The 20,517-nt window shown below is 61.8% G+C and carries 23 protein-coding genes; 19 read left to right on the forward strand and 4 right to left on the reverse strand.

The genetic code is table 11. From position 1 onward, the window contains the following. Positions 1-155: 155 nt before the first annotated feature. The 19 genes from MB84_RS13590 (at position 156) to MB84_RS29010 (ending at position 17,276) form a co-directional block, all read left to right on the forward strand. The gene (locus tag MB84_RS13590; RefSeq protein ID WP_084009780.1) at positions 156-995 is read left to right on the forward strand and encodes a beta-ketoacyl synthase chain length factor; all 840 of its coding nucleotides are present in this window, start codon (positions 156-158) and stop codon (positions 993-995) included. Next, positions 982-1,869, forward strand: coding sequence for a lysophospholipid acyltransferase family protein (locus tag MB84_RS13595; RefSeq protein ID WP_046292166.1), 888 nt, complete (start codon positions 982-984; stop codon positions 1,867-1,869). The genes MB84_RS13590 and MB84_RS13595 overlap by 14 nt, the downstream gene beginning before the upstream one ends. Continuing rightward, entirely contained in the window at positions 1,850-2,113 is a 264-nt protein-coding gene (locus MB84_RS29000; protein ID WP_084009781.1) for a phosphopantetheine-binding protein, read from the forward strand. The genes MB84_RS13595 and MB84_RS29000 overlap by 20 nt, the downstream gene beginning before the upstream one ends. A 33-nt stretch (positions 2,114-2,146) precedes the next feature. After that, entirely contained in the window at positions 2,147-2,392 is a 246-nt protein-coding gene (locus tag MB84_RS13605; protein WP_046293793.1) for an acyl carrier protein, read from the forward strand. A gap of 9 nt (positions 2,393-2,401) precedes the next feature. Further along, positions 2,402-3,040: a COG4648 family protein gene (locus MB84_RS13610; RefSeq protein ID WP_046292168.1), complete on the forward strand. Its 639-nt coding sequence runs from the start codon at positions 2,402-2,404 to the stop codon at positions 3,038-3,040. Positions 3,041-3,168: 128 nt separating this feature from the next. Then, entirely contained in the window at positions 3,169-4,884 is a 1,716-nt protein-coding gene (locus MB84_RS13615) for an ApeI family dehydratase (protein WP_169835008.1), read from the forward strand. After that, complete coding sequence (locus tag MB84_RS13620) at positions 4,881-6,632, forward strand: glycosyltransferase family 2 protein (RefSeq protein WP_046292170.1); 1,752 nt, start codon at positions 4,881-4,883, stop codon at positions 6,630-6,632. Before MB84_RS13615 ends, MB84_RS13620 begins: the two co-directional genes overlap by 4 nt. Before the next feature lie 80 nt (positions 6,633-6,712). Beyond that, positions 6,713-8,290 (forward strand): HAL/PAL/TAL family ammonia-lyase, encoded by a 1,578-nt coding sequence (locus MB84_RS13625; RefSeq protein ID WP_046292171.1) that lies wholly within the window; start codon positions 6,713-6,715, stop codon positions 8,288-8,290. After that, on the forward strand, positions 8,280-8,738 hold the full coding sequence (locus MB84_RS13630; protein WP_046292172.1) for an acyl-CoA thioesterase: 459 nt from the start codon (positions 8,280-8,282) through the stop codon (positions 8,736-8,738). The genes MB84_RS13625 and MB84_RS13630 overlap by 11 nt, the downstream gene beginning before the upstream one ends. Further along, a complete protein-coding gene (locus tag MB84_RS13635; protein ID WP_046292173.1) occupies positions 8,723-9,406 on the forward strand; it encodes a LolA family protein in 684 nt (227 codons plus the stop codon). Before MB84_RS13630 ends, MB84_RS13635 begins: the two co-directional genes overlap by 16 nt. Beyond that, positions 9,403-11,526 carry an MMPL family transporter gene (locus MB84_RS13640; protein WP_052653339.1) on the forward strand — a complete coding sequence of 708 codons (2,124 nt, stop codon included), beginning with the start codon at positions 9,403-9,405 and terminating at the stop codon, positions 11,524-11,526. Before MB84_RS13635 ends, MB84_RS13640 begins: the two co-directional genes overlap by 4 nt. A gap of 18 nt (positions 11,527-11,544) precedes the next feature. Beyond that, positions 11,545-11,826, forward strand: coding sequence for an MMPL family transporter (locus MB84_RS29005; RefSeq protein WP_052653341.1), 282 nt, complete (start codon positions 11,545-11,547; stop codon positions 11,824-11,826). Next, positions 11,823-13,034: a beta-ketoacyl-ACP synthase gene (locus MB84_RS13645; protein ID WP_046292174.1), complete on the forward strand. Its 1,212-nt coding sequence runs from the start codon at positions 11,823-11,825 to the stop codon at positions 13,032-13,034. Before MB84_RS29005 ends, MB84_RS13645 begins: the two co-directional genes overlap by 4 nt. A gap of 56 nt (positions 13,035-13,090) precedes the next feature. Beyond that, positions 13,091-13,501, forward strand: a complete 411-nt coding sequence (locus MB84_RS13650; protein ID WP_157122721.1) for a hotdog family protein — start codon at positions 13,091-13,093, stop codon at positions 13,499-13,501. Further along, positions 13,498-14,223 carry a 3-ketoacyl-ACP reductase FabG2 gene (locus tag MB84_RS13655; protein ID WP_046292176.1) on the forward strand — a complete coding sequence of 242 codons (726 nt, stop codon included), beginning with the start codon at positions 13,498-13,500 and terminating at the stop codon, positions 14,221-14,223. The genes MB84_RS13650 and MB84_RS13655 overlap by 4 nt, the downstream gene beginning before the upstream one ends. Continuing rightward, positions 14,223-15,452, forward strand: a complete 1,230-nt coding sequence (locus MB84_RS13660; RefSeq protein ID WP_046292177.1) for a beta-ketoacyl-ACP synthase — start codon at positions 14,223-14,225, stop codon at positions 15,450-15,452. The genes MB84_RS13655 and MB84_RS13660 overlap by 1 nt, the downstream gene beginning before the upstream one ends. Positions 15,453-15,547: 95 nt before the next feature. After that, entirely contained in the window at positions 15,548-16,030 is a 483-nt protein-coding gene (locus tag MB84_RS13665; protein WP_157122722.1) for a hypothetical protein, read from the forward strand. Beyond that, a complete protein-coding gene (locus MB84_RS13670; protein ID WP_052653346.1) occupies positions 16,030-16,941 on the forward strand; it encodes a beta-ketoacyl-[acyl-carrier-protein] synthase family protein in 912 nt (303 codons plus the stop codon). The genes MB84_RS13665 and MB84_RS13670 overlap by 1 nt, the downstream gene beginning before the upstream one ends. A gap of 50 nt (positions 16,942-16,991) precedes the next feature. Next, positions 16,992-17,276: a beta-ketoacyl-[acyl-carrier-protein] synthase family protein gene (locus MB84_RS29010; RefSeq protein WP_052653347.1), complete on the forward strand. Its 285-nt coding sequence runs from the start codon at positions 16,992-16,994 to the stop codon at positions 17,274-17,276. Positions 17,277-17,284: 8 nt separating this feature from the next. On the opposite strand, the gene MB84_RS13675 is transcribed toward MB84_RS29010, so the two are convergent. The 4 genes from MB84_RS13675 to pncA all read right to left on the reverse strand — a co-directional run bounded on the left by MB84_RS13675 (position 17,285) and on the right by pncA (position 20,517). Further along, positions 17,285-18,025, reverse strand: coding sequence for a class I SAM-dependent methyltransferase (locus MB84_RS13675; RefSeq protein WP_046292178.1), 741 nt, complete (start codon positions 18,023-18,025; stop codon positions 17,285-17,287). A 135-nt stretch (positions 18,026-18,160) separates the two neighbouring features. Then, positions 18,161-19,156, reverse strand: coding sequence for an NADP-dependent oxidoreductase (locus MB84_RS13680; protein ID WP_046292179.1), 996 nt, complete (start codon positions 19,154-19,156; stop codon positions 18,161-18,163). 146 nt (positions 19,157-19,302) lie between these two features. Next, the gene (locus tag MB84_RS13685; protein WP_046293795.1) at positions 19,303-19,743 is read right to left on the reverse strand and encodes a PaaI family thioesterase; all 441 of its coding nucleotides are present in this window, start codon (positions 19,741-19,743) and stop codon (positions 19,303-19,305) included. Between the two features lie 168 nt (positions 19,744-19,911). Continuing rightward, the gene (pncA, locus tag MB84_RS13690; protein ID WP_046292180.1) at positions 19,912-20,517 is read right to left on the reverse strand and encodes a bifunctional nicotinamidase/pyrazinamidase; all 606 of its coding nucleotides are present in this window, start codon (positions 20,515-20,517) and stop codon (positions 19,912-19,914) included.

Here is a 20,517-nt window from a genome sequence, read left to right on the forward strand (position 1 = left end):
AACTTTTTGGGATGCTACGAAATGCACGACGCGACACAGCGTTGGCTTTCATGTCAGCTTCGGCGGTAAAGATCAGCCGCCTGAATAACGCATTAAACGGATAAGACCATCCGTGGCATAGCAAAGCGGTACACGCTTTTTATCAATTATTAGCCATGCCAGAAAAATACGACGCGCGAATAACGGGTCGCGCGCCACAATGGACTTCGGGGGAAGTCGCCATTGTGGATTCCTCACAGCCATCTGCGACTGCCGAAGGTACGGCGGCCGCTGCATTGGCCGGACCGGTTGCGAACTGGGTGCTTCCTGTGCGTCGATGGGCTTATCGTCAGGCAGGCACGACGTCGGCAACCCTGTCTGATGCCGGCATTACCGACCCAATGCTTCGCCGCCGACTCAGCCCGCTGGCTCGTCTCGCCCTATCGGCTGCCGTCGGATGTGGTCCGTTGCCTCCGGCGTGTCGCGTTGTCTACGCGTCGCAGCATGGCGAAATTCAACGAACGACCCAGATGCTGGAGGCGCTCGCCCGCGGTGAGCCGCCCTCGCCTACCGCCTTCAGCCTGTCGGTCCTTAATGCTACGCCCAGCGTACTCAGCATCGCCCGAAACGACCGTTCGGCCATCAATGCCGTTTCAGCGGGCGACGACACGCTCGGCTACGCATTGCTGGACGCATGGTCACAACACCGGGAGTCACCGGACGCTCCCGTCCTGCTGATCCACGCGTTCGAACCGCCCCCAGCCTGTTATGGCCCGACTGCGCGGCACATCGAGGACGTCGGGAGTGCGCTGGCGATACTGGTCGATAACGAAGCCTCGGGACAGCTCACCTGCACAATGCACCTGCCTTCAGGGGCCAGTGCATATGCCGAGTCACGCACGCAAAGCGACAGTCTGGTGACTTCGTTGCTCGGCGGCGGGCCTAACCTCTGGCGCGGGGAGCGCCACCACTGGCGGTGGGAATGGCACGAGGACGCGCAACATGAACACGTCTGAAACGTATCGACGCCATGCCGCAACCCTGTTCTTGTGGGCATGCTTCGCGCTCGGCGGGCTCATCTTCTCGTTGATTGTGTTCCCGGGACTCTTACTGCTACCGATCTCCACGCGATTGCGTCGCCGCTACGCAATGGCGATGGTGCATCGCTGTTTCGCTGCGCTAACGAAGAGTTGCCGGGCAATGGGCGTCATGCGATTCGACTTTCACAATGTCGAGAAACTGCGCCATCTCGGAGGTGCGGTCGTCATCGCTAACCATCCTTCGTATCTCGACGTCGTCGTCCTGCTCGCGCTGATGCCCCGCGCGTGTTGCATCGTCACCAGTCGGCATTGGCGCAACCCGTTTTTTGCAGGCATCGTTCGTTCGGCGGGATATCTGCGCAACGACGGCGGCCCTTCCCTGATCGACGCAAGTCGGGCGTCTCTGGCCGACGATGTGCCGCTTATCGTCTTCCCGGAAGGAACGCGCAGTCCGTCTCGCGGCCGGTTAGGAAAGTTTTCGCGCGGATTTGCCCATATTTCTCTGGCGCACGATTGCCCCATCGTGCCCGTGCTGATTGACTGCGACCCGCCCGCGTATACAAAACAGCACCGCTGGTACTCGGTGCCGGCGACGAGGCCTACGCTGCGCATTCGCGTCTTGGAAAGCGACATCAGCGCGGAGGTCGCCATGACGCACGCCTCCCAACTCGATGCGCAATCCCCCTCATCACATCCGACCGAAAAGTCTTCGATTCCGGCGGTGCCAGCAGGGCTCGCAAATACGTCGATGGACGAGGTCGGCGCCCCCATGGCAGCGAGACGCCTGACAGCGGTCGCAGAACATTTCTTCATTGATCAGATTTCTCAATATGGTTTCTCTAGAACTTGAGATCAAGCAATTGATCGTCCAGGCACTTGAACTGGAAGACATCGGCGTAGAAGACATCACCGATGACATTCCATTGTTTGGCGACGGCCTTGGACTGGATTCCATCGATGCGCTGGAATTGGGTATTGCACTGCGCAAGCGTTTCGGCTTGCAAATCGAATCCAATGACGATACGGCTCGCGCCCAGTTCCGCAGCGTGACCACCCTTGCCCAATTGTTGCGTGAGCGCGGTTGCGCCCAATAAGGAAAGACAGTAATGAGCACTTTGACCTTGCCACTGACGGACGAAGAGATCCTCTCGCGACTGCGCATCATTCTTCACGATACGTTTGAAATCGAACCGGAGCGCGTCACACCGGAAGCTCATCTGTTCGAAGAACTCGACCTCGACAGTATCGACGCGGTGGATCTGGCCATTCAACTTCAACGCATGACCGGCAAGCGCATCAAATCGGAAGATTTCAAAAACGTGCGCACCGTCAGCGACGTGGTGGCATCCGTTCACATGCTGCTTAAGGATTGACGCCCAGGCATGTCGCCAATTCACGCCAACGGATCGGCATCGCTGCCGCGCGCGTCTTCCGGCAAGGCGCGCTGGCAGTCCGTCGTCGCTCTGCTCGCCTACCCGGTGCTGATTCTCGCCGGGGTTACGCTACTCGCGCCACGGTACCTTGCGCTGATGTTGCTGGCAGGACTCTGCCTGCGTTATCGGCGTAATCTTCGTGCTCATCGGCTGTTGATGCCGGTCGAGTGGGCCGTGGCGGGTGGCTTGGCCGCCTTGGCGTGCGCAACGGCGCTAAGCAATAGCGAACTTCTGCTTCGCTGCTACCCGGTAGCCGTCAATCTCGGCATGGGCCTGACCTTCGCCATGTCGCTACGCGCACCGATGTCGATGATTGAGCGGATTGCACGTCTGCATCAACCCGACCTGCCCGCCGACGCCACGCCCTATCTGCGTAATGTCACGCGCGTCTGGATCGCCTTTTTCGTCCTGAACGGCAGTATCGCGCTCTGCACAGCGCTATGGACGTCGCGTGAAATCTGGTCGTTGTATAACGGAGGCATTGCCTACGTCATGATCGGTTTGCTGTTCGCCTGCGAATGGCTTTACCGTCGGCGAATGCTCGCCCGGAAGGCTAACCGTTCGCCCGTCTCCGGGGCGCGGACATGAATGCGTTGGCGTTGCACCGGCCTTCCGCGCCCGGATGCCTTTCTCTCACTGAGCTACTGAGCGCTCCGGTTTCGGCATCGCGCGTCGTTTGCGTGGACGGCCGGCGCACGGCTGAGACAGAAACGGCATTGAATATCCGCGACTGGCGCATACGCGTCGAAGCGTTGCGTTCGGCATTTGCGCCACGCGCCCCGCTACGCTTGGCGCTATGCCTGGACGATCCGTTCGACATGAGTTGCGCGCTGTTCGCAGCGTGGGCCGCCGGCTGTACGCCGATGATACTGCCCAATGCCCTGGCGCAAACCCGCGACGATCTGGCATTTGCTTACGACGAGGTCATCGACCCCGAGAGGCTGGCGTCGTTCAGCACCCCGCACGCTAACGGAGGTCTTGACGTCCCGAGGTCGAAAGACGTACTCGCCGACTCGTGTGAACTGATGATTTATACGTCAGGCAGCACCGGAGAGCCGAAGGCCGTCAGCAAGACACTCGCTCAACTCGACGCCGAAGTGCGAACACTGCACCACCATTGGGGCGCGCAACTCGATAACGCCCTGATCGTGGCGAGCGTGCCTTGCCATCACATTTACGGCTTGTGGTTTCGGGTGCTCTGGCCATTGGCCGCCGGCGTACCCTTTGCTCGCCACACTTTTGTGGAGCCGTCTGAAGCACAAGTGTGGCGAAACTGGCCCTGCGTCGTGTGGATCGCCGGCCCGGCGCAATTGACGCGCTGGCCTTCACTGATCGGTGGCGCACCGTGGGTCGATGCCCCACGTATGGCATTTTCGTCAGGGGGGCCATTGCCTGCGGAAGCGGCCGTGCAATATGCGAATCTGAAAAGAAGCGCTTCGGCGACGCCTGACGCGCTCGCTCCCGTCGAAGTCTTCGGTAGCACCGAAACTGGCGGTATCGCGTGGCGTCAGCAGGACTTCGCGGCACACTGGACGCCGCTCGACGATACCGATATCCGCATCGGCGAAGGGGGCGCGCTCGAAATCCGGTCACCGCGCGTCGGCACAGGTCAATGGTGGCGAACGGACGACGGGGCCGCTATCCATGCCGACGGCTCATTTACGCTAACGGGCCGCCTGGATCGCGTCGTCAAGATCGAAGGCAAACGTCTGGCACTGCCTGCGGTAGAGGCGACGCTCACCCGTCACGAGTGGGTTGACGACGTCGCTGCCATTGTCGTCTCTGGGCGCCTGGCCGTGGTGGTCGTACCGAGTAAGATCGGCACGTTCGCCTGGAAAACACAGTCGCTCAAGGCCGTTCGCGAAACACTGCGTGGTGAGCTTGCGCGGTCGTTCGACACCACGATGCTGCCCAGACGCTGGCGCTTTCTGCCGGAACTGCCGGTCAACGAACGTGGCAAGCGAACCGCAGCCGACGTTGCGGCATGCTTCTCGCCCGCAACACCGTGGTCGCCTTCCGTCTTAGGCGTTCGCCTGGACGAGGCCGACGCCACAGACACATGCGCGGCCGCACCGCTTAGCGTCGTCATCGCGCTTCGCGTCCCACGCGAACTGCCCCACTTCGAAGGACATTTCCCCGGAATGCCTTTGTTGCCGGGGGTCGTATTGCTCGACTGGGCGTCGCGCTTTGCCACTGAGTATGCAAGCAGAAACGCTAGTCGGCACGCTTGGGTGACCCATAGCCCGACGTCGGTTCAACAGGCCAAATTCTCGGCACCTGTCATGCCAGGCGCCCAGCTCGAACTTACGCTGACGCTAGATTCCCCGCGTCAACGTGTTCATTATCGTTACGAGGGTGCGCGTGGCATCTCGGCGAGCGGGTATCTGGGCTACGCGGCGCCTTTCTCGCCCGCCCCGGAGATGAATCGATGACGACAGGCATCGAGGGGCTGCGGGCGTTTGTTCCGTGCGTGCTGATCCCGGTGTACAACCATCCATTGCACATCGGCCGTATCGTCGATACGTTGGTAGCGCAACGTCTGCCGGTTTTGCTGGTCGACGATGGCAGCGATGCGGCCACGCGCGCTGTGCTCGACGCGATTCAGGCACGGCACGCGGAAGCCGTCGTGCTTGAGCGTCTACCGCACAATCTCGGCAAAGGCGGTGCCGTGTCACACGGCTTGCGGCACGCACACGCGCTCGGATACACGCACGCGCTTCAAGTCGACGCCGACGGCCAGCACGATCTGGCGGACGTTCCGGCCTTTTTGGAAGACGCGCGGCAACGTCCGCAAAGCGTAATCTGCGGCACACCGCATTACGATGCGTCCGTTCCCCGGGGGCGGTTATACGGCCGCTACATCACGCATTTCTGGGTGTGGGTCGAGACGCTGTCGTTCGATATTGTCGATTCGATGTGTGGCTTCCGGGTCTATCCGCTCGCGGCCACTGCGGCCTTACTGGCTCGCCACCAACCGCCGTCGCGCATGGCCTTCGACACCGATATTTTGGTGCGCCTGTATTGGCGCGGCGTACCGGTTCATAGCAAACGAACGCGCGTGGTGTACCCGAAAAACGGGATATCGCATTTCCAGATGTTTGGCGACAACGTGGCCATCTCTTTGATGCACACGCGGCTGGTGTTCGGGATGATGCCACGCGCTCCCGCACTCCTATGGCGTGCGCTTCGTTGCCGCGCGAGTGTCGACGTATCCCGAACGCAAGCACCGGCAAGCGCGTCGACCGACAGCTCGCTGCCGTGGTGGCGACGTCCCGAGCGCGGCAGCTTATTCGGCATGCGCCTGTTGGCGTTCGCGTGCCGATGCTTCGGACTGCGTGCCGCGCGAGCATGCCTCGTGCCGGTCGTCGCCTACTTTGCACTGAGGGACACGCAAGCCCGCGCCGCCTCGCGCGACTATCAGCAACGGCTGCGCAATGCGGCGCCGGAGATCGCCTTACCCAAACCGACATTCTGGCGAACCTTCGCGCATTTATCTGCGTTTGCGAACGCGGCGCTGGACAAGTTCGCCGCATGGCGCGGCCTGCTCGGGGAGCATCACGTTCAAATCGACGATCCAGCCGCGTTAGACGCAGCAGCAAACGATTCACGTGGCGCCCTCGTGATCGGCTCACATCTCGGCAACCTGGAGATGACTCGCGCCCTGGCGCGGTCTCGCGGCATCGACCGAATTCACGCGGTGGTGTACACGCGTCACGCGCAGCGATTCCGCGCGATGCTTGCGGGTTCGAACATCGACTTTGCCGCGAATCTTATTGAAGTCGACGACATCGGCCCGGCGACGGCCATCATGCTGCGCGAACGTATCGAGCGTGGCGACTGGCTCGTCATCGTCGGGGACCGCGTGCCAAGCAGCGACAGCGGACGTGTCGTCCATGCCCCCTTCCTCGGCGCACCAGCCCCGTTTGCTCAGGGGCCATTCATTCTTGCCGCGCTGTTGGAATGCCCGGTGTTTCTGCTGTTCTGCCTGAGAGATAGGACCACGTATCGGCTCTACTTCGAGGCTTTCGCCGACATCGTGACATTGCCTCGCGCGAGTCGCGAAGCGTCGTTACGCACGTATGCCGAGCGCTATGCGAGTCGCCTCGAATACTACTGCCGCCGGTATCCGATGCACTGGTTCAACTTTTTCGATTTCTGGCGCAGCAAGTCGCCAAAATGATCATGCAAATGCCGACTCCTTTGACTTCCCTTACCGCGCCAACGGGCGCTGATGACAGCGCGGGAACCGTCGCACATGACATGACGAACCGCGCGCGCCTGGATGCCGCCGCACGTCGCAGGGCATCGCCTGCGGTCGTTTTCGGTGGCACGCGCCTCGTCGTCGAAGACATCGTCGGACTGGCACAACGCACACGTACCGCCCGGCTCTCGACCGATCCGGCATGGCAGGATCGTATCCGTCGCGGTGTCGACGCACTGCACGCGCATCTCGCCGCCGGCCATCCCGTATATGGAGTGACGACAGGGTATGGCGACGCCTGTGTCGTCGATGTCCCCATGGCACTCATTGAAGCGCTGCCCGCGCAATTGACCCGCTACCACGGCTGCGGCATGGGCGAATGGCTCGACGATGAGGCAGTACGCGCCGTGCTGGCCTGCCGACTTGCATCGCTGGCGCAAGGATATTCGGCGGTTCGCCCCGAGCTTCTCGCGTCGCTCGTCCACCTGCTCGATCATGACATTCTGCCGCGCATTCCGGCGGAAGGTTCGGTCGGCGCCAGCGGAGACCTCACGCCGCTGTCCTATGTCGCGGCAACGCTGATCGGCGAGAGAGAAGTCAAGTACGACGATCGGCTCTGTTTGGCGTCCGACGCATTGGCGGCGACCGGCGGCACCCCCATTATGCTGGCGCCGAAGGAAGGGCTGGCGCTGATGAATGGCACGGCCGTCATGACCGCACTGGCAAGTCTCGCATTTGCGCGCAGCCGCTCCCTGGCCCGTCTGGCCTCACGGCTAACCGCATTGACGACGATTGCACTCGACGGACGCGCCGCGCATTTCCACCCCACGCTTTTCGATGCAAAACCCCACGAAGGTCAGCGCGATGCCGCCCGGTGGATCCGCGAGGATCTGAGCGGGAGCGCCGAACCGCCGGAAGCCCGACTTCAGGATCGCTACTCGCTGCGCTGCGCCCCCCACGTCGTCGGCGTACTTGTCGATGCACTCAGTTGGGTGCGCCGTGATGTCGAAAACGAAATCAACAGTGCCAACGACAATCCGCTGATCGACCCCGAAACCGGGGAGGTCCATCACGGCGGGAATTTCTATGGCGGTCACATTGCTTTCGCTATGGATAGCCTGAAGACAGCGGTCGCGAACATCGCCGATCTGATGGACCGCCAACTGGCCTTGCTAGTCGACGAGAAATTCAACAACGGCCTGCCGCGCAACCTCAGCGGCGCGACAGGGCCGCGAGCGCCGATCAACCACGGCTTCAAGGCCGTTCAGATCGGTGCGTCGGCGTGGGCCGCCGAAGCACTCAAGCACACGATGCCCGCCAGCGTCTTCTCGCGTTCGACCGAATCGCACAATCAGGACAAGGTCAGCATGGGTACGATTGCCGCGCGCGATTGTCTGCGCGTTCTTATGTTGACGGAGCAGGTTGCGGCTGCGCACACCCTCGCAGTAGCGCAGGCAGTGGCGCTGCGAGAACGCATGTCGCCCGAGACGAGTCGGTTGCCGGGCGCCCTGCGCCATTGGCTCGACGCCGTTGCGACCCGTTCGCCATTTGTCGAGGAAGATCGCGCCCTCGAACATGAACTGCGCGCCGTGCGCACCTGGCTGGCCGACGGAGGCGATCTTCCTCATGACGAATGACGTCACCGGCAGACGCTCGCCGAATGCGCCGTGGCTCGAGGAAAGTGCCGATATCGAAATCCCCTTCCACGACGTAGACGTCATGGAAGTCGCGTGGCACGGCCACTACGTCAAATACTTCGAAATCGGACGGTGTGCACTGCTGCGACGTTTCGATTACGACTATCCGCAGATGCAAGCCTCGGGATATCTGTGGCCGATCGTCGAATGCCATCTGAAATACGTGCGTCCGGCACGCTACGGGCAACGTGTGCGGGTAACGGCGTCGTTGACCGAGTACGAAAACCGCCTGCGCATTGCATACGAGATTCACGACATCGAGACCCAGATGCGCCTGACCAAGGGCTACACGCTCCAGGTCGCGGTCGACGCGCGCAACGGCGAGATGCAATTTGTCAGCCCTCCGGTCGTGCGTGAAAAGCTGGAGGCCGCATGGGCCGCGGTTTGACTCGGCGCACGCTCGGCTTGCTGGCGGCTGCGCTGCTGAGCACCGCTATTTCACTACCGGCGAATATCGCGATGGCGCAGTCCGCGACGGCACAGTCGACGTCGGGTAGCGAATTGATCCTGCTCCAATGCATTCTTGCGCAGGTCGGCGCGACTGGCGTGATCAACGCCCACTTCGTCCAGACACGAACCTCTCCCCTGCTGACGACACCGGCCGTCACTCAAGGTTCTCTGGTGTTCGCGCGCGAGCACGGGGTCATCTGGCAAGTGCACACGCCACAACCGCAAGGCTACGTCTACGGGCGTGAGCGAAACGCCCGACTTGACGCGGAAGGCAACGTGCTGTCGCTGGACTCGCAACGCTCTCCCATCACGCAACAGATCAACGAATGGACGAGCGCTTTCATGCGCGGGGATACGAGCGGCCTGGCTTCGCAGTTTGCCATCACCACCACGGGAACCCTGAGCCACTGGAGCGTGACGCTCATGCCGACGCAGCCGCAGATCGCTCAGGCGGTCAGTCGTCTGACGCTGACCGGCGACACGGTGATCAGACGCGTACTGCTCGAGACCCGGCGAGGAGAATCCGTCAAATGGGACTTCGATAAGGTGCGTACGACCGACAAGCTGGACGCGCGCGAGCAACGCATCTTCAGAGCTGTCGAATGACTGCGAACAGCCGACTATTGCGACGTCTTTTCGTCCTGGGCCTTGTCGTCAGCCTCGTGCTGCTCGGCACGTGGCTGCTTGTCGTGCGCCACTTTCCGCTACAGACCAATGTGTTATCGCTCCTTCCGGCGACGGAACGAAACCCGGTAGCGGAGCAGGCCGTCGATCATCTTGCGGGTAGCGTCAGTGACCGAGTCGTGGTCCTGATCGGCGCGAGCGACGCCGATGCAGCGCGTGCCGCCGCCGCACGGTTCGACGTGCTGGCACGCGCGAGCGGCGCTTTCGCAAGCGTTCAGGGCAAGGTGCCGCCGGTCGATCCATCGTTTCTCTCGAACTTTTACCTGCCTCACCGGTTTGCGTTACTGACCGCGCAAGACCGGGCCGACCTTCAGGCGCAGAATCGCAGTACGTCACAGATCGGCGCACGACAATCGCCGATGGCGCTCAGCAGTTCCCCTTTCTCGCTCACGGACGCCGCAGACGACCCCTTCGGATGGCTCGACCGCTGGCTGACGCACCTGCCGTTCGGCCAACTTCGTCTTTTGCCGGATCAGGGTTGGTTGAGCGCCCGTCACGAGGGCAAGACCTGGGTACTCGTCCTGCTGCAAACGCAGGGGCCCGCGTTCGATGCCGCAACGCAGCAGCGCGTTATCCGGACCTTTGAACAAGCGCAGGCTCAAATCGTGGACGTATCGCCCGGCGTAGAGATGCTCCGTAGCGGTGCGGTATTTCATGCCGCGAGCGCACGTTCTCAGGCAGAAATGGAGTTGCATCGCATCGGCATCGTGGCGACGCTTGGCATTGCACTGCTGACACTGTGGGCGTTTCGCTCTGTTCGCGTACTCGTCATGGGACTGGCGACGGTGGCATTCGGCACGCTGTTTGCGGCTGTCGCGACGCTGGTGCTATTTGGCGAGCTTCACCTCTTGACGCTCGTCTTCGGGGCAGCATTGATCGGCGAGACAGTGGACTACGCGATTCAGTACTTCGTCGGCGTTGGCGGATTGACCCGCGATAACGCACACCGCGTGCTGCCGGCGATTCGTCCGGCCCTGCACATTGCCCTTGCGACGAGCGTGCTCGGCTACGCGATCCTCGGCGCCGTCCCGTTTCCGGCCTTGCGTCAAATCGCGGTGTTCGCACTCGCAGGATTGTTATCGTCTTACGTGTTCGTGACCTGGGCGTTGCCTGCGTTTCTTCCGTCGGAAGTCCCACCGCTTCGCGCTCAGGTGATCGCGCTGGCACAGCGCTGGTTGCTGATCTGGCAAAACGCCCTTGCCGGGCGTCGCGGCAATGCCGTAGGGTGCCTGATCGTGATCGTATGCGTACCCGGCTGGTGGCGCTTGAGTTCGAACGACGACGTTCGCCATTTGATTTCACGCGCCCCCTCGTTGGTGGCTCAGGAAGACACCATTGCACGAATCACCGGTATCGACGGTGCGACACAGTTCTGGTTGGTTCAGGCCGACAGCGAGGAAGCGCTGCTCCGGCAGGAGGAACGTCTGGGCGCACGACTGGACGAAGCCATCAGTGGTGACAACGCCCCCCTGACTGGCTGGACCGGCGTATCGCAGTTCGTTCCGTCCATGCAGCGTCAGCTCGACAATCGGGCGCTACTCGGGGCAGTGCATTTCGATACACCACAGGCGCTTATCGCCGCGATGACCGACGCAGGCTTTCGTCCCGACTTCGCCCGGCAATATGCAAGTGCGTATGCCGCTGAAGAGAAGACGCCATTGCTTCGTGTCGACCCATGGCTGGCATGGCCGGGATCGACCCCACTGCGCATGCTCTGGATGGGACGCGTAGACGCCACGCCCCAATCCGGCAACGCGCCCCCATCAGGTCAGTTTGCAAGCCTGGTACGCCCGCAGGGACTGCGTGACGGCGGTGCAGCCGCTCGCCTGGCAAGCGATCTCCCCGGCGTCACTTATGTCGACAAGGCTGCGTCCGTTTCGACGCTCTTCGCCCGTTACCGCATAGCCAGCGGCCTGTGGTTCGCGGCTGCGCTCGCGGTGGTGATGGCACTCCTCGCCCGCCGCTACGGTTGGCGGGGCGCGGTTGCAACACTCACCCCCACTTTGCTCGCAAGCGCCACCGTGTTTGCGACATTCGGTTAGCTGGGCCTGCCGCTCACCTTGTTCGCACAGATGGGCTTGATGCTCGTGCTCGGCGTCGGTGTGAATTACGCCATCTTTTTACGCGAAGGCGAGCTTCGCGCCGGCAACGATGCGCGCATGGCCGCCATTGCCGTGGCCGGTACGCTGATGTCCGCCGCCACGACATTGCTTTCATTCGGTCTGCTCGCCTTTAGCGGTATGCCCAGCCTACGGGCATTCGGTCTGACGCTAACCACCGGCATTGCAGTGTCGCTTCTGCTTGCGCCCTACAGTCTGCGTTCTCTGGAGCTTCGCAAATGAAGGCCCCCCTCTTCCTTCACGCACTGGGCATGATCAACGCCCTGGGTCACGACTTGCCCGAAATTTCCGCACGGATGTTCGCGGGTGACACGACGGGTATGCGAGCGCACGCGAACTGGCATCCGTTGTCGACTTCACCCGCGCCGATCGTGGGCGCCGTGCGTCTGGCGGATCACGAGCTTCCCACGCTCCCCGCTGAACTAAAACGATACGACTGCCGCAACAATCGCCTGCTCGTCGCCGCCGCGCAACGCCTTCGCCCCGTCCTCGCCGCCCATGTCGCCAGATACGGTGCGGCTCGGATCGGCGTGGTGATCGGCACGAGCACTTCCGGCATTGACGAGGGAGGTGCTGCGCTGCATCGATTGACGAGCATGGGTGCCCTGCCACCGAACTACCACTATCTTCAACAGGCGCTCGGTGCCCCGGCCCAGTTCGTCGCGGCGCTACTCGGCGTGCTCGGCCCCGCCTATACGATCTCGACGGCGTGCACGTCAAGTGCAAAAGCGTTTGGTGCAGCGCGAAGGCTTATCGACAACGACATCTGCGATGCCGTCATCACCGGGGGCGCCGATGCGCTTTGCGCACTGACCCTTGGCGGGTTCGGCGCGCTCGAATCGCTATCTCGCGACCTCACAAGTCCGATGAGCCTTGATCGCGATGGAATCAACATCGGAGAAGGCGCGATGCTCTGCCTGATGTCACGGGTGCCGGGCGACATCGTGTTCTCCGGCATCGGCGAGTCAAGCGATGCACATCACATCTCGTCACCCGCGCCGGACGGGCGTGGAGCAATCGATGCCATGCGTGCAGCACTCGCCAACGCCCGTCTCTCGTCATCCGACATCGAGTATGTGCATCTGCATGCCACCGGCACCCGAAAGAACGATGCGATGGAGAGCCTCGCGACGAACACCTGCTTCGGCGAAAACACCTGGGTAAGCGGCACCAAGGCCATGACGGGACACTTGCTGGGTGCCGCAGGCGCCACCGGTATCGGACTATGCTGGCTTGCGCTTCAGGCCGATGGTCGCCTGCCGCCTCATGTCTGGGACGGCAAGCCGGACCCGTCTCTCAGCGCACTGCGTCTCACCCGCGTGGGCACAACGCTCGGACACCCGCCACGGCACGTAATGACGAATGCCTACGCCTTTGGAGGCAACAACGTCAGCATCGTGCTTTCACACACGTTGTACGAACTGCCATGACCGCCACTTCTCATCGCTGGCCCCCCATTGGCGAACTGCTGCCGCACCGCGCACCGATGTTGCTGATCGACGCCGTGACGGCACACGATGCCAATTCGATATGTGTTCAGGCAACACCGGACATGCATGGTTGGTATGCAGACGCCCAGGGGGATATGCCGGTACACATCGTGATCGAACTCATGGCGCAGGCGATTGCCGCGCATGAAGCGCTGACTCGCAGGCTAAGCGGACTACCGCCAGCGCCCGGCGTCCTGCTTGGCACACGTCGCCTGGAGGCGACCGTGACCTCATTGCCCGGGGGCAGACCGGTATCCGTTCATGCCACCTGTGTATTACGCGACGACACCGGCAATGGTGCTTACGACTGTCACGTCGAAAGCGATGGCGAATCGGTCGTCACCGCCACGCTCAAAGTCCATCAACCCAAAGATTTTTCCGCATTCCTGTTGGAGCATCTCACATGATTCGCCGGGTTCTCGTCACTGGCAGTAGCCGGGGCATCGGGCGCGCGATTGCTTTACGTCTCGCGCGAGACGGATTTTCAGTCAGCGTGCATTGCCGCGAACAGGTCGCCCCGGGGGAGGCCGCCGTCGCAGACATTCGCGCCGCAGGCGGCGTCGCCCATTTACTGCAATTCGACGTACGGGATCGCGACGCCTGCCGACGGGTGCTGGATGCCGACGTCACGGCTCACGGTGCGTACTACGGCATCGTCTGCGGCGCGGGCATCACTCGCGACAACGCATTCCCGGCGCTCTCCGACGACGACTGGGACAGCGTGATCGACACGAGTCTCGACGGCTTTTTCAACGTCGTACATCCGCTCACCATGCCCATGGTGCGCCTTCGCGCCGGAGGGAGGGTCGTCACGGTGGCATCCGTATCCGGCGTCATGGGTAATCGCGGACAGGTCAATTACAGCGCAGCGAAAGCGGGCCTGATCGGAGCAACGAAAGCGCTCGCTGTCGAGCTGGCTTCACGCCGAATCACCGTCAATTGTGTTGCGCCGGGGCTAGTCGACACAGGCATGCTTGAGGGCGTGGCCATGGATGAGGCCTTGCGCATGGTGCCGATGAATCGCGTCGGCACGCCAGACGAGGTTGCCCACGTGGTGTCCTTCCTCATGTCGGACGGCGCAAGTTACGTCACCCGCCAGGTCATCGGCGTCAATGGAGGGATCGTCTGATGAACCGAGTGGTGGTGACAGGATATGGTGGCATTACTGCCCTCGGCAGTCGCTGGGAAGATATCGAGACCTCGCTGCGCGCCGGCCGGAACGCGGTCCGCCGGATGCCCGAATGGGATTATTTCGAGATGCTCCATGGTCGTCTCGCCTGTCCGGTGGAGGACTTTGCGCCGCCACCTCATTGGCCGCGCAAACAGTTGCGCTCGATGGGACGCGTCGCGCAACTCGGGCTGCGCGCAACAGAACATGCACTGGCAAACGCATCGCTCGATATCAGCGCCTGTGACCCGGCGGATATCGGGGTTGCTTATGGTTCGTCGTCGGGGAGCATTGCACCTATCCATGCGTTCGGCGTCATGGTCGACACAGGATCGATGGCCGGTGTTACGTCGACCAGCTACATCCAGATGATGTCGCACACGACCGCCGTCAACATCGGCGTGCACTTCGGACTGCAAGGTCGCATCATCCCGACGTCGAGCGCATGTACCTCGGGTAGTCAGGCCATCGGCTACGCCTATGAGGCGATTCGCTTCGGCCGCGTGAAAGCCATGCTTGCGGGCGGTGCCGAAGAACTCTCGGGCCCCGGCAGCGCAGTGTTCGATACGCTGTACGCGACCAGCACGCGCAACGATGAGCCGAAGCTGACACCACGTCCGTTCGATACCGCACGTGACGGTCTTGTCGTTGGCGAAGGCGCGGCCACCCTGGTGATCGAATCGCTGGAACACGCGCAAGCGCGCGGCGCGACGATTCTCGCGGAAATCGTCGGGTTCGGTTGCACATCGGATGGCAACCATGTCACACAGCCAACCGCAGTCACCATGGCGCGTGCCATGCAACTCGCACTTTCCGACGCAGGCCTCGACCCGGATGCCATCGATTACATCAGTGCGCATGGCACCGCCACTGATCGCGGTGATATTGCCGAGGCCAAGGCCACTTCGGACATCTTTGGCAGCGATGTGCCGATCAGCGCAATGAAAAGCTACCTCGGCCACACGCTTGGTGCATGTGGCGCCGTCGAGGCGTGGTGGGCCATCGAAATGATGCGGCGCAACTGGTTCGCCAGCACGCTCAATCTGGACTCGCCGGATCCGGCGTGCGCCACGCTCAATCACATTGCAGGAGCGCATGGACAGGCGCTGCAAGCTCAGCGCGTGATGAGCAACAACTTCGCTTTCGGTGGCATCAATACGTCACTGATCTTTCAGCAGTTCGTCGGATGAACGCCGGAGCACAGGGTCAAGTCGGACCGCCATCGGTACCCGTCGCCCTGGGCCTTGCCCCGGATGCAACAACACTCGATCAAAACGGAGAAATCATGCAAACTCGTCGCCGCTTGCTCATCGCATCAGTTGCTCTCTCAACCACGGCGCTCTTCGGAGTGACAGCCCAAGCCGCACGCCCGGCAGTGCCCATCGTGCCTCGCGACAACATCGCGATCATCTCGGGCAGCGGAAAGACACCCTCACTGGGTGAAGTGCGAGGCGCCATCGCACGGGGTGCCGCCGTCCATGATTGGACCATCAGTGAAGTACAGCCTGGAGAACTAGTCGCCTCGATCAACGTGCGCAACAAGCACTACGCGTCAGTCATGATCAAATACAGCGAAACCGCATATTCGGTGACTTATCGCGACAGCACCAACCTGGAGTACCAACTCTCCGGCACCAATGCTGCGCCGACGCGCCGTGACGATTTCAATTCGGCCCTCCCGGCCAATACGCCGATGATCCATCCCAACTACAACCGATGGGTGGATACGCTCATTCGCGATATCAATCTCGAACTGCGCCGCCTCTGATGTCCACCTTTCTTCGCGCCGACGGACTGCATCGGGTGGTCATTACCGGTATTGGCATGGTGTCCGCCGTGGGTCATTCGCGCGACATCATCGTCGACGCACTTCGTCTTCAGACGAGCGGCGTGCATGAGGCGTCGGATTATGTCGTGCATGACTTACGCTCGACGGTCACGGGGCGACCTCGCGTCGGCTCTCTCGACGATGCGGCGCTGCCGCGTAAGCTCCGGCGCTTCATGGGAGACACGGCGAATTACGCTTGCCATGCAGCCCTCAGCGCAGTCGCCGACGCCGGACTCAGCTGCGAGTCGCTCGCGAACGACCGATGTGGTGTCGTCGTCGGATCCGGCACAGGCGCAATGAAGGACTTTGAAGAGGCTTTGGATACTGCGCGGGAAAGTGGCGCTTCACGCGTGCTGCCCTACGTAGTGCCCCGTGCCATGTCGAGTACGGCGCAGGCTGCGATTTCGGCGCTGTTCGACTTGCGCGGCGTCGGCTACGCCATTTCCTCTGCGTGTTCGACCTCGATTCATTGCATTGGGCATGCCGTCGATCTGCTACGTCTTGGGCGCCAAGACGTCATGCTCGCCGGAGGAAGCGAAGAGGCGCCTTGGGGAGCGGCGCTATGCTTCGATGCAATGGGCGTATTGTCCCGTGGACACAACGCGACACCCTCCCGTGCTTCGCGTCCATTCGACGCACACCGGGATGGCTTTGTCCTCGGCGGCGGTGCCGGTATCGTGGTGCTGGAGACATTGACCCATGCCGCAGCCCGGGGAGCGCGTCCGCTCGCGGAAGTGAAGGGGGTAGGTGCGGCGACACGCGCTTCACGCGCCTTCGCCGTCGACAGGGAGGCAATGTCCGGCGTCGTCAAGGCGGCATGCAAGGACCTTGACGTCCCCCCAGCTTCATAAGCGCGCACGCGAACGGCTCAGTCGATGGGGATATCGGCGAATTAGAAGCTTTGGCCCTCGCGTTCGGCTCCCCTGACGACCTTCCTCCGATTACCTCGATCAAAGCGCTAACCGGGCATACGGTAGCCGCAGCGGGTGCCATGCAAATTGCGTGCGCCGTCTGGTCGATGCAGGAGAATTTCGTGCCAGGAGCGGCCAATATCGATCAACTGGCGCCGCAAACTGCCCCCTATCCGATCGTCGTGGATACGCGTACGGGCCGCACCGCCAGCGCGCTAATCAATACGTTTGGCTTTGGGGGCACCTACGGTAGCCTGACCTTGGCGCAGGTCTGAAAGCGTCGTCAGGCGATAGGCTTTCTCGCCACGACATTCACGAGCGTTTCTTCGCGCTCGCCGAACGCCGGACGACGTTGCAGTCTCAACCGTTCAAGCAGGCCAAAGTCCTTCGCACGGCTCCACCACAAATACGGATAAGAGACGTTCTTGTCGTCAAATGCAAAACCCGCCTCGCGAATCATCTGAAGGTCCCCCCCAGCGCTGCGTTGAACATGCATGGGGTGACGGAACAACAGGCGAATCACCCATGAGCGGATGTACGCCTCCGTCGATCCTGCAAAGCAAAGTAGCCCACCCGGTTTGAGCACCCGGTAAAACTCGGCGAGCGCAGCTTCCTGGTACACGAGATGGTGGAACGTCTGATGGCAAAAAACGACGTCGCAACTCGCGTCCGGCAAGGGAATCGCAGAACAATCTCCTGCCTGCAATTCAACGTGCGTCCCGGTAGCGCGAGCATGCGCTTCTGCGTCCACAAGCGCTGGCTTGAAACAGTCGAAGCCGATCAGACGGGAGGGGGAAAAATAGCGTGCCAGCAGGGGCAACGACTGTCCGTGGCCGCATCCGGCATCGAGCACGACCGGCCCTGCAGGAATGCCGCCGTGCGAAAGTCGCAACAAGTCTTCAATGGCGACACGAAGCACATGATGACGCCACGTATATGTCTTCAGAAACCAATTTCCGAAGCGCGTTTCCGGCACGAAGGCTCTAGCCGTAGATTCGGAAGACGGATTGGCAGCAGTGGTCACAATAGCGGATACCGCTCGGGCGGCTTATCGGGTCAATATCCGGATATTGTGCCAACTGCATTAGTCAATGCAAAGTGAGAAAAGCACAATAGTCCTGAAATTCAGGGATACTCGCGAAATTAAAGCAACTTCCCATCACACCAACCGCACGATCTGCTTGCCGAAGTTCTCGCCCTTGAGCAAGCCGAGGAATGCCGCAGGCGCGCTTTCAATGCCCTGCGTCATCGACTCGCGGTAACGCAGCTCACCGGCCGAGATCGCTTCGGTCAGTTCCTTGAGCGCCTGCGGCCAGATATCCAGGTGTTCCATGATGATGAAGCCTTCGAGCTTCACACGTTGCGTGAGCAGCAGCGACGGGTACTTCATCGGAATCGGCTCGCCGTTGTACCCCGCGATCATGCCGCACAGCGCGATGCGCGAATGCGCGTTGAGGTTGCGCATCACGGCGTCGAACACCTCGCCGCCCACGTTCTCGAAGTATCCGTCGATGCCGTCGGGCGCAGCGTTACGCAATGCTTCGTAGACGTTGCCCGCCTTGTAATCGACACACGCGTCGAAGCCTAGCGTGTCGACGACGTATGTGCACTTCTGTTCGCCACCGGCGATGCCGATCACACGACATCCTGCCCGCTTGGCCAACTGCCCGACAACGCTACCCACCGCGCCGGACGCCGCGCTCACCACGACCGTCTCGCCCGCCTTCGGCGCAATGATCCGGTTCAAACCGTACCAGGCCGTCACCCCTGGCATACCGGCAGCACCGAGATAGGCGCTCATCGGCACGCTCGCGTCGTGAAGGCGACGCAGATTGCTGCCGTCCGAAATACCGTACTCCTGCCAGCCGAACATGGCCGTCACGGCATCGCCCGGTTGCCAGTCGGGATTTCGCGACTCGATCACCTCGCCCACGGTCGCACCGATCATCACCGTATCGAGCGGCTGCGGCGGTGCGTACGACTTGGCGTCGCTCATCCGGCCACGCATGTACGGATCGAGGGAAAGGTAGAAATTGCGCACCAGCACCTGCCCGTCGCCCAGCTCGGGCAGCTCAGGGGCGGCAAGGTGGAAGTTGTCGAGCGTGGCTTCCCCCGTCGGGCGGGAGACCAGCAAAATCTGGCGATTGATCGTCATGAGACTTCCTCCGCATGATTGGCATGCATCAAATACGTGACTGCGTTCCGTCGATGCAATACGTGACTGCATTACGTGAACCGATGACCCGGCCGTCAGGCTGAGGTGCCTCCGGCTTCGGTTACGTCCGGCGATCCCCGCCCGACTCAATCCCCGCTTGGCTCGCCCGGCAGGCGTTGCTCGTGCACTTTCCGTCCGACCGCCAAACGACGCAGATACTTAAATGTGCCCATCGCCTTGGCGACGAGCTTGCCGTTGGCATCTCGCACCTCACCTTCGCAGTACGCCATCGTCGTCGAGCGATGCAACAATCGGCCGAACGCACGCATTTCACCCGAACCGGGCTGCATGAAGCTCGTCTTCATTTCGATGGTCACGACACCGGTACCCTCCGGTGCGACGCTGCGATTCGCGGTACTCAGCGCAACGTCGAGCAGCGCCATCGTGACGCCGCCGTGCATCACCTCCCAGCTATTGAGATGCTTGGCCGACAAGTCCAGACGCAACTCCGACTCGCCGTTCTCGGCGCGTAGCAACTCGATGCCCAGATGATCGATAAACCCCGAACGAATGGTCAGCGCACTCATCGGGAACTCCGGCCACATTGGCCTTCTCGGCAAAACTTGTCCATCGTCCTGTCTTCAACTAACGACGTCGCCCATGCGGCGCGACGTCTGATTTTCATCGGTGGTCCTGCAATCGCGCCGAAGCGCGTTCAACCGTGCCTACTCACGTCTACTCGCGTCCACTCGCGTCTATTCACGCGATACGCCTGCGGCGGCCAAGGTCGCCCATGCTGCACCCAACGAACCGTTCAGATCGATGGCGCGGCACGCGTGTTCGATCACACACGCGTCGAAGCCTGCGGCTTTGGCGTCGAGCGCACTCCACGCGACGCAGAAATCCGTCGCGAGTCCCACGCAATGTACGCGCCTGACGCCCTTCTCGCGCAAATAGCCTGCGAGGCCGGTCGGCGTTTTGCGGTCGGCTTCAAGAAACGCCGAATAGCTGTCGACGCTCGTCTGATAGCCCTTGCGCACCACCGCCTGCGCATGCGGAAGATGCAGATCCGCATGTATCGCAGCGCCCTGTGTGTTCTGAACACAATGGGCTGGCCACAACACCTGCTCGCCGTACGGCAACGTGATCGTTTCGAACGGTTGACGTCCGGAATGATTTTCCGCAAACGACACGTGCGCCGCCGGATGCCAGTCTTGCGTGATCACCACGTGAGCGAACTGACTCGCCAGCGCGTTGATCGCCGGGACCACCTCCTCCCCATGAGGAACCGCCAGCGCACCGCCCGGCATGAAATCGTTCTGCACGTCGATCACGAGCAGCACTTCGTCCATTGGCTTCAT

The sequence above is a fragment of the Pandoraea oxalativorans genome, assembly GCF_000972785.3.
GTDB lineage: Bacteria > Pseudomonadota > Gammaproteobacteria > Burkholderiales > Burkholderiaceae > Pandoraea > Pandoraea oxalativorans.

Excerpts from the sequence above, each read along its gene's own strand:
- pncA (WP_046292180.1), bottom strand. The coding sequence starts at position 20,517 with ATGAAGCCAATGGACGAAGTGCTGCTCGTGATCGACGTGCAGAACGAT.
- MB84_RS13630 (WP_046292172.1), top strand. The coding sequence starts at position 8,280 with ATGACGAATGACGTCACCGGCAGACGCTCGCCGAATGCGCCGTGGCTC.
- MB84_RS13680 (WP_046292179.1), bottom strand. The coding sequence starts at position 19,156 with ATGACGATCAATCGCCAGATTTTGCTGGTCTCCCGCCCGACGGGGGAA.
- MB84_RS13650 (WP_157122721.1), top strand. The coding sequence starts at position 13,091 with ATGTTGCTGATCGACGCCGTGACGGCACACGATGCCAATTCGATATGT.
- MB84_RS13685 (WP_046293795.1), bottom strand. The coding sequence starts at position 19,743 with ATGAGTGCGCTGACCATTCGTTCGGGGTTTATCGATCATCTGGGCATC.
- MB84_RS13670 (WP_052653346.1), top strand. The coding sequence starts at position 16,030 with ATGTCCACCTTTCTTCGCGCCGACGGACTGCATCGGGTGGTCATTACC.
- MB84_RS13665 (WP_157122722.1), top strand. The coding sequence starts at position 15,548 with ATGCAAACTCGTCGCCGCTTGCTCATCGCATCAGTTGCTCTCTCAACC.
- MB84_RS13635 (WP_046292173.1), top strand. The coding sequence starts at position 8,723 with ATGGGCCGCGGTTTGACTCGGCGCACGCTCGGCTTGCTGGCGGCTGCG.
- MB84_RS13660 (WP_046292177.1), top strand. The coding sequence starts at position 14,223 with ATGAACCGAGTGGTGGTGACAGGATATGGTGGCATTACTGCCCTCGGC.
- MB84_RS13655 (WP_046292176.1), top strand. The coding sequence starts at position 13,498 with ATGATTCGCCGGGTTCTCGTCACTGGCAGTAGCCGGGGCATCGGGCGC.
- MB84_RS13640 (WP_052653339.1), top strand. The coding sequence starts at position 9,403 with ATGACTGCGAACAGCCGACTATTGCGACGTCTTTTCGTCCTGGGCCTT.
- MB84_RS13610 (WP_046292168.1), top strand. The coding sequence starts at position 2,402 with ATGTCGCCAATTCACGCCAACGGATCGGCATCGCTGCCGCGCGCGTCT.
- MB84_RS29000 (WP_084009781.1), top strand. The coding sequence starts at position 1,850 with ATGGTTTCTCTAGAACTTGAGATCAAGCAATTGATCGTCCAGGCACTT.
- MB84_RS13620 (WP_046292170.1), top strand. The coding sequence starts at position 4,881 with ATGACGACAGGCATCGAGGGGCTGCGGGCGTTTGTTCCGTGCGTGCTG.
- MB84_RS13590 (WP_084009780.1), top strand. The coding sequence starts at position 156 with ATGCCAGAAAAATACGACGCGCGAATAACGGGTCGCGCGCCACAATGG.
- MB84_RS13625 (WP_046292171.1), top strand. The coding sequence starts at position 6,713 with ATGACGAACCGCGCGCGCCTGGATGCCGCCGCACGTCGCAGGGCATCG.
- MB84_RS13645 (WP_046292174.1), top strand. The coding sequence starts at position 11,823 with ATGAAGGCCCCCCTCTTCCTTCACGCACTGGGCATGATCAACGCCCTG.
- MB84_RS13595 (WP_046292166.1), top strand. The coding sequence starts at position 982 with ATGAACACGTCTGAAACGTATCGACGCCATGCCGCAACCCTGTTCTTG.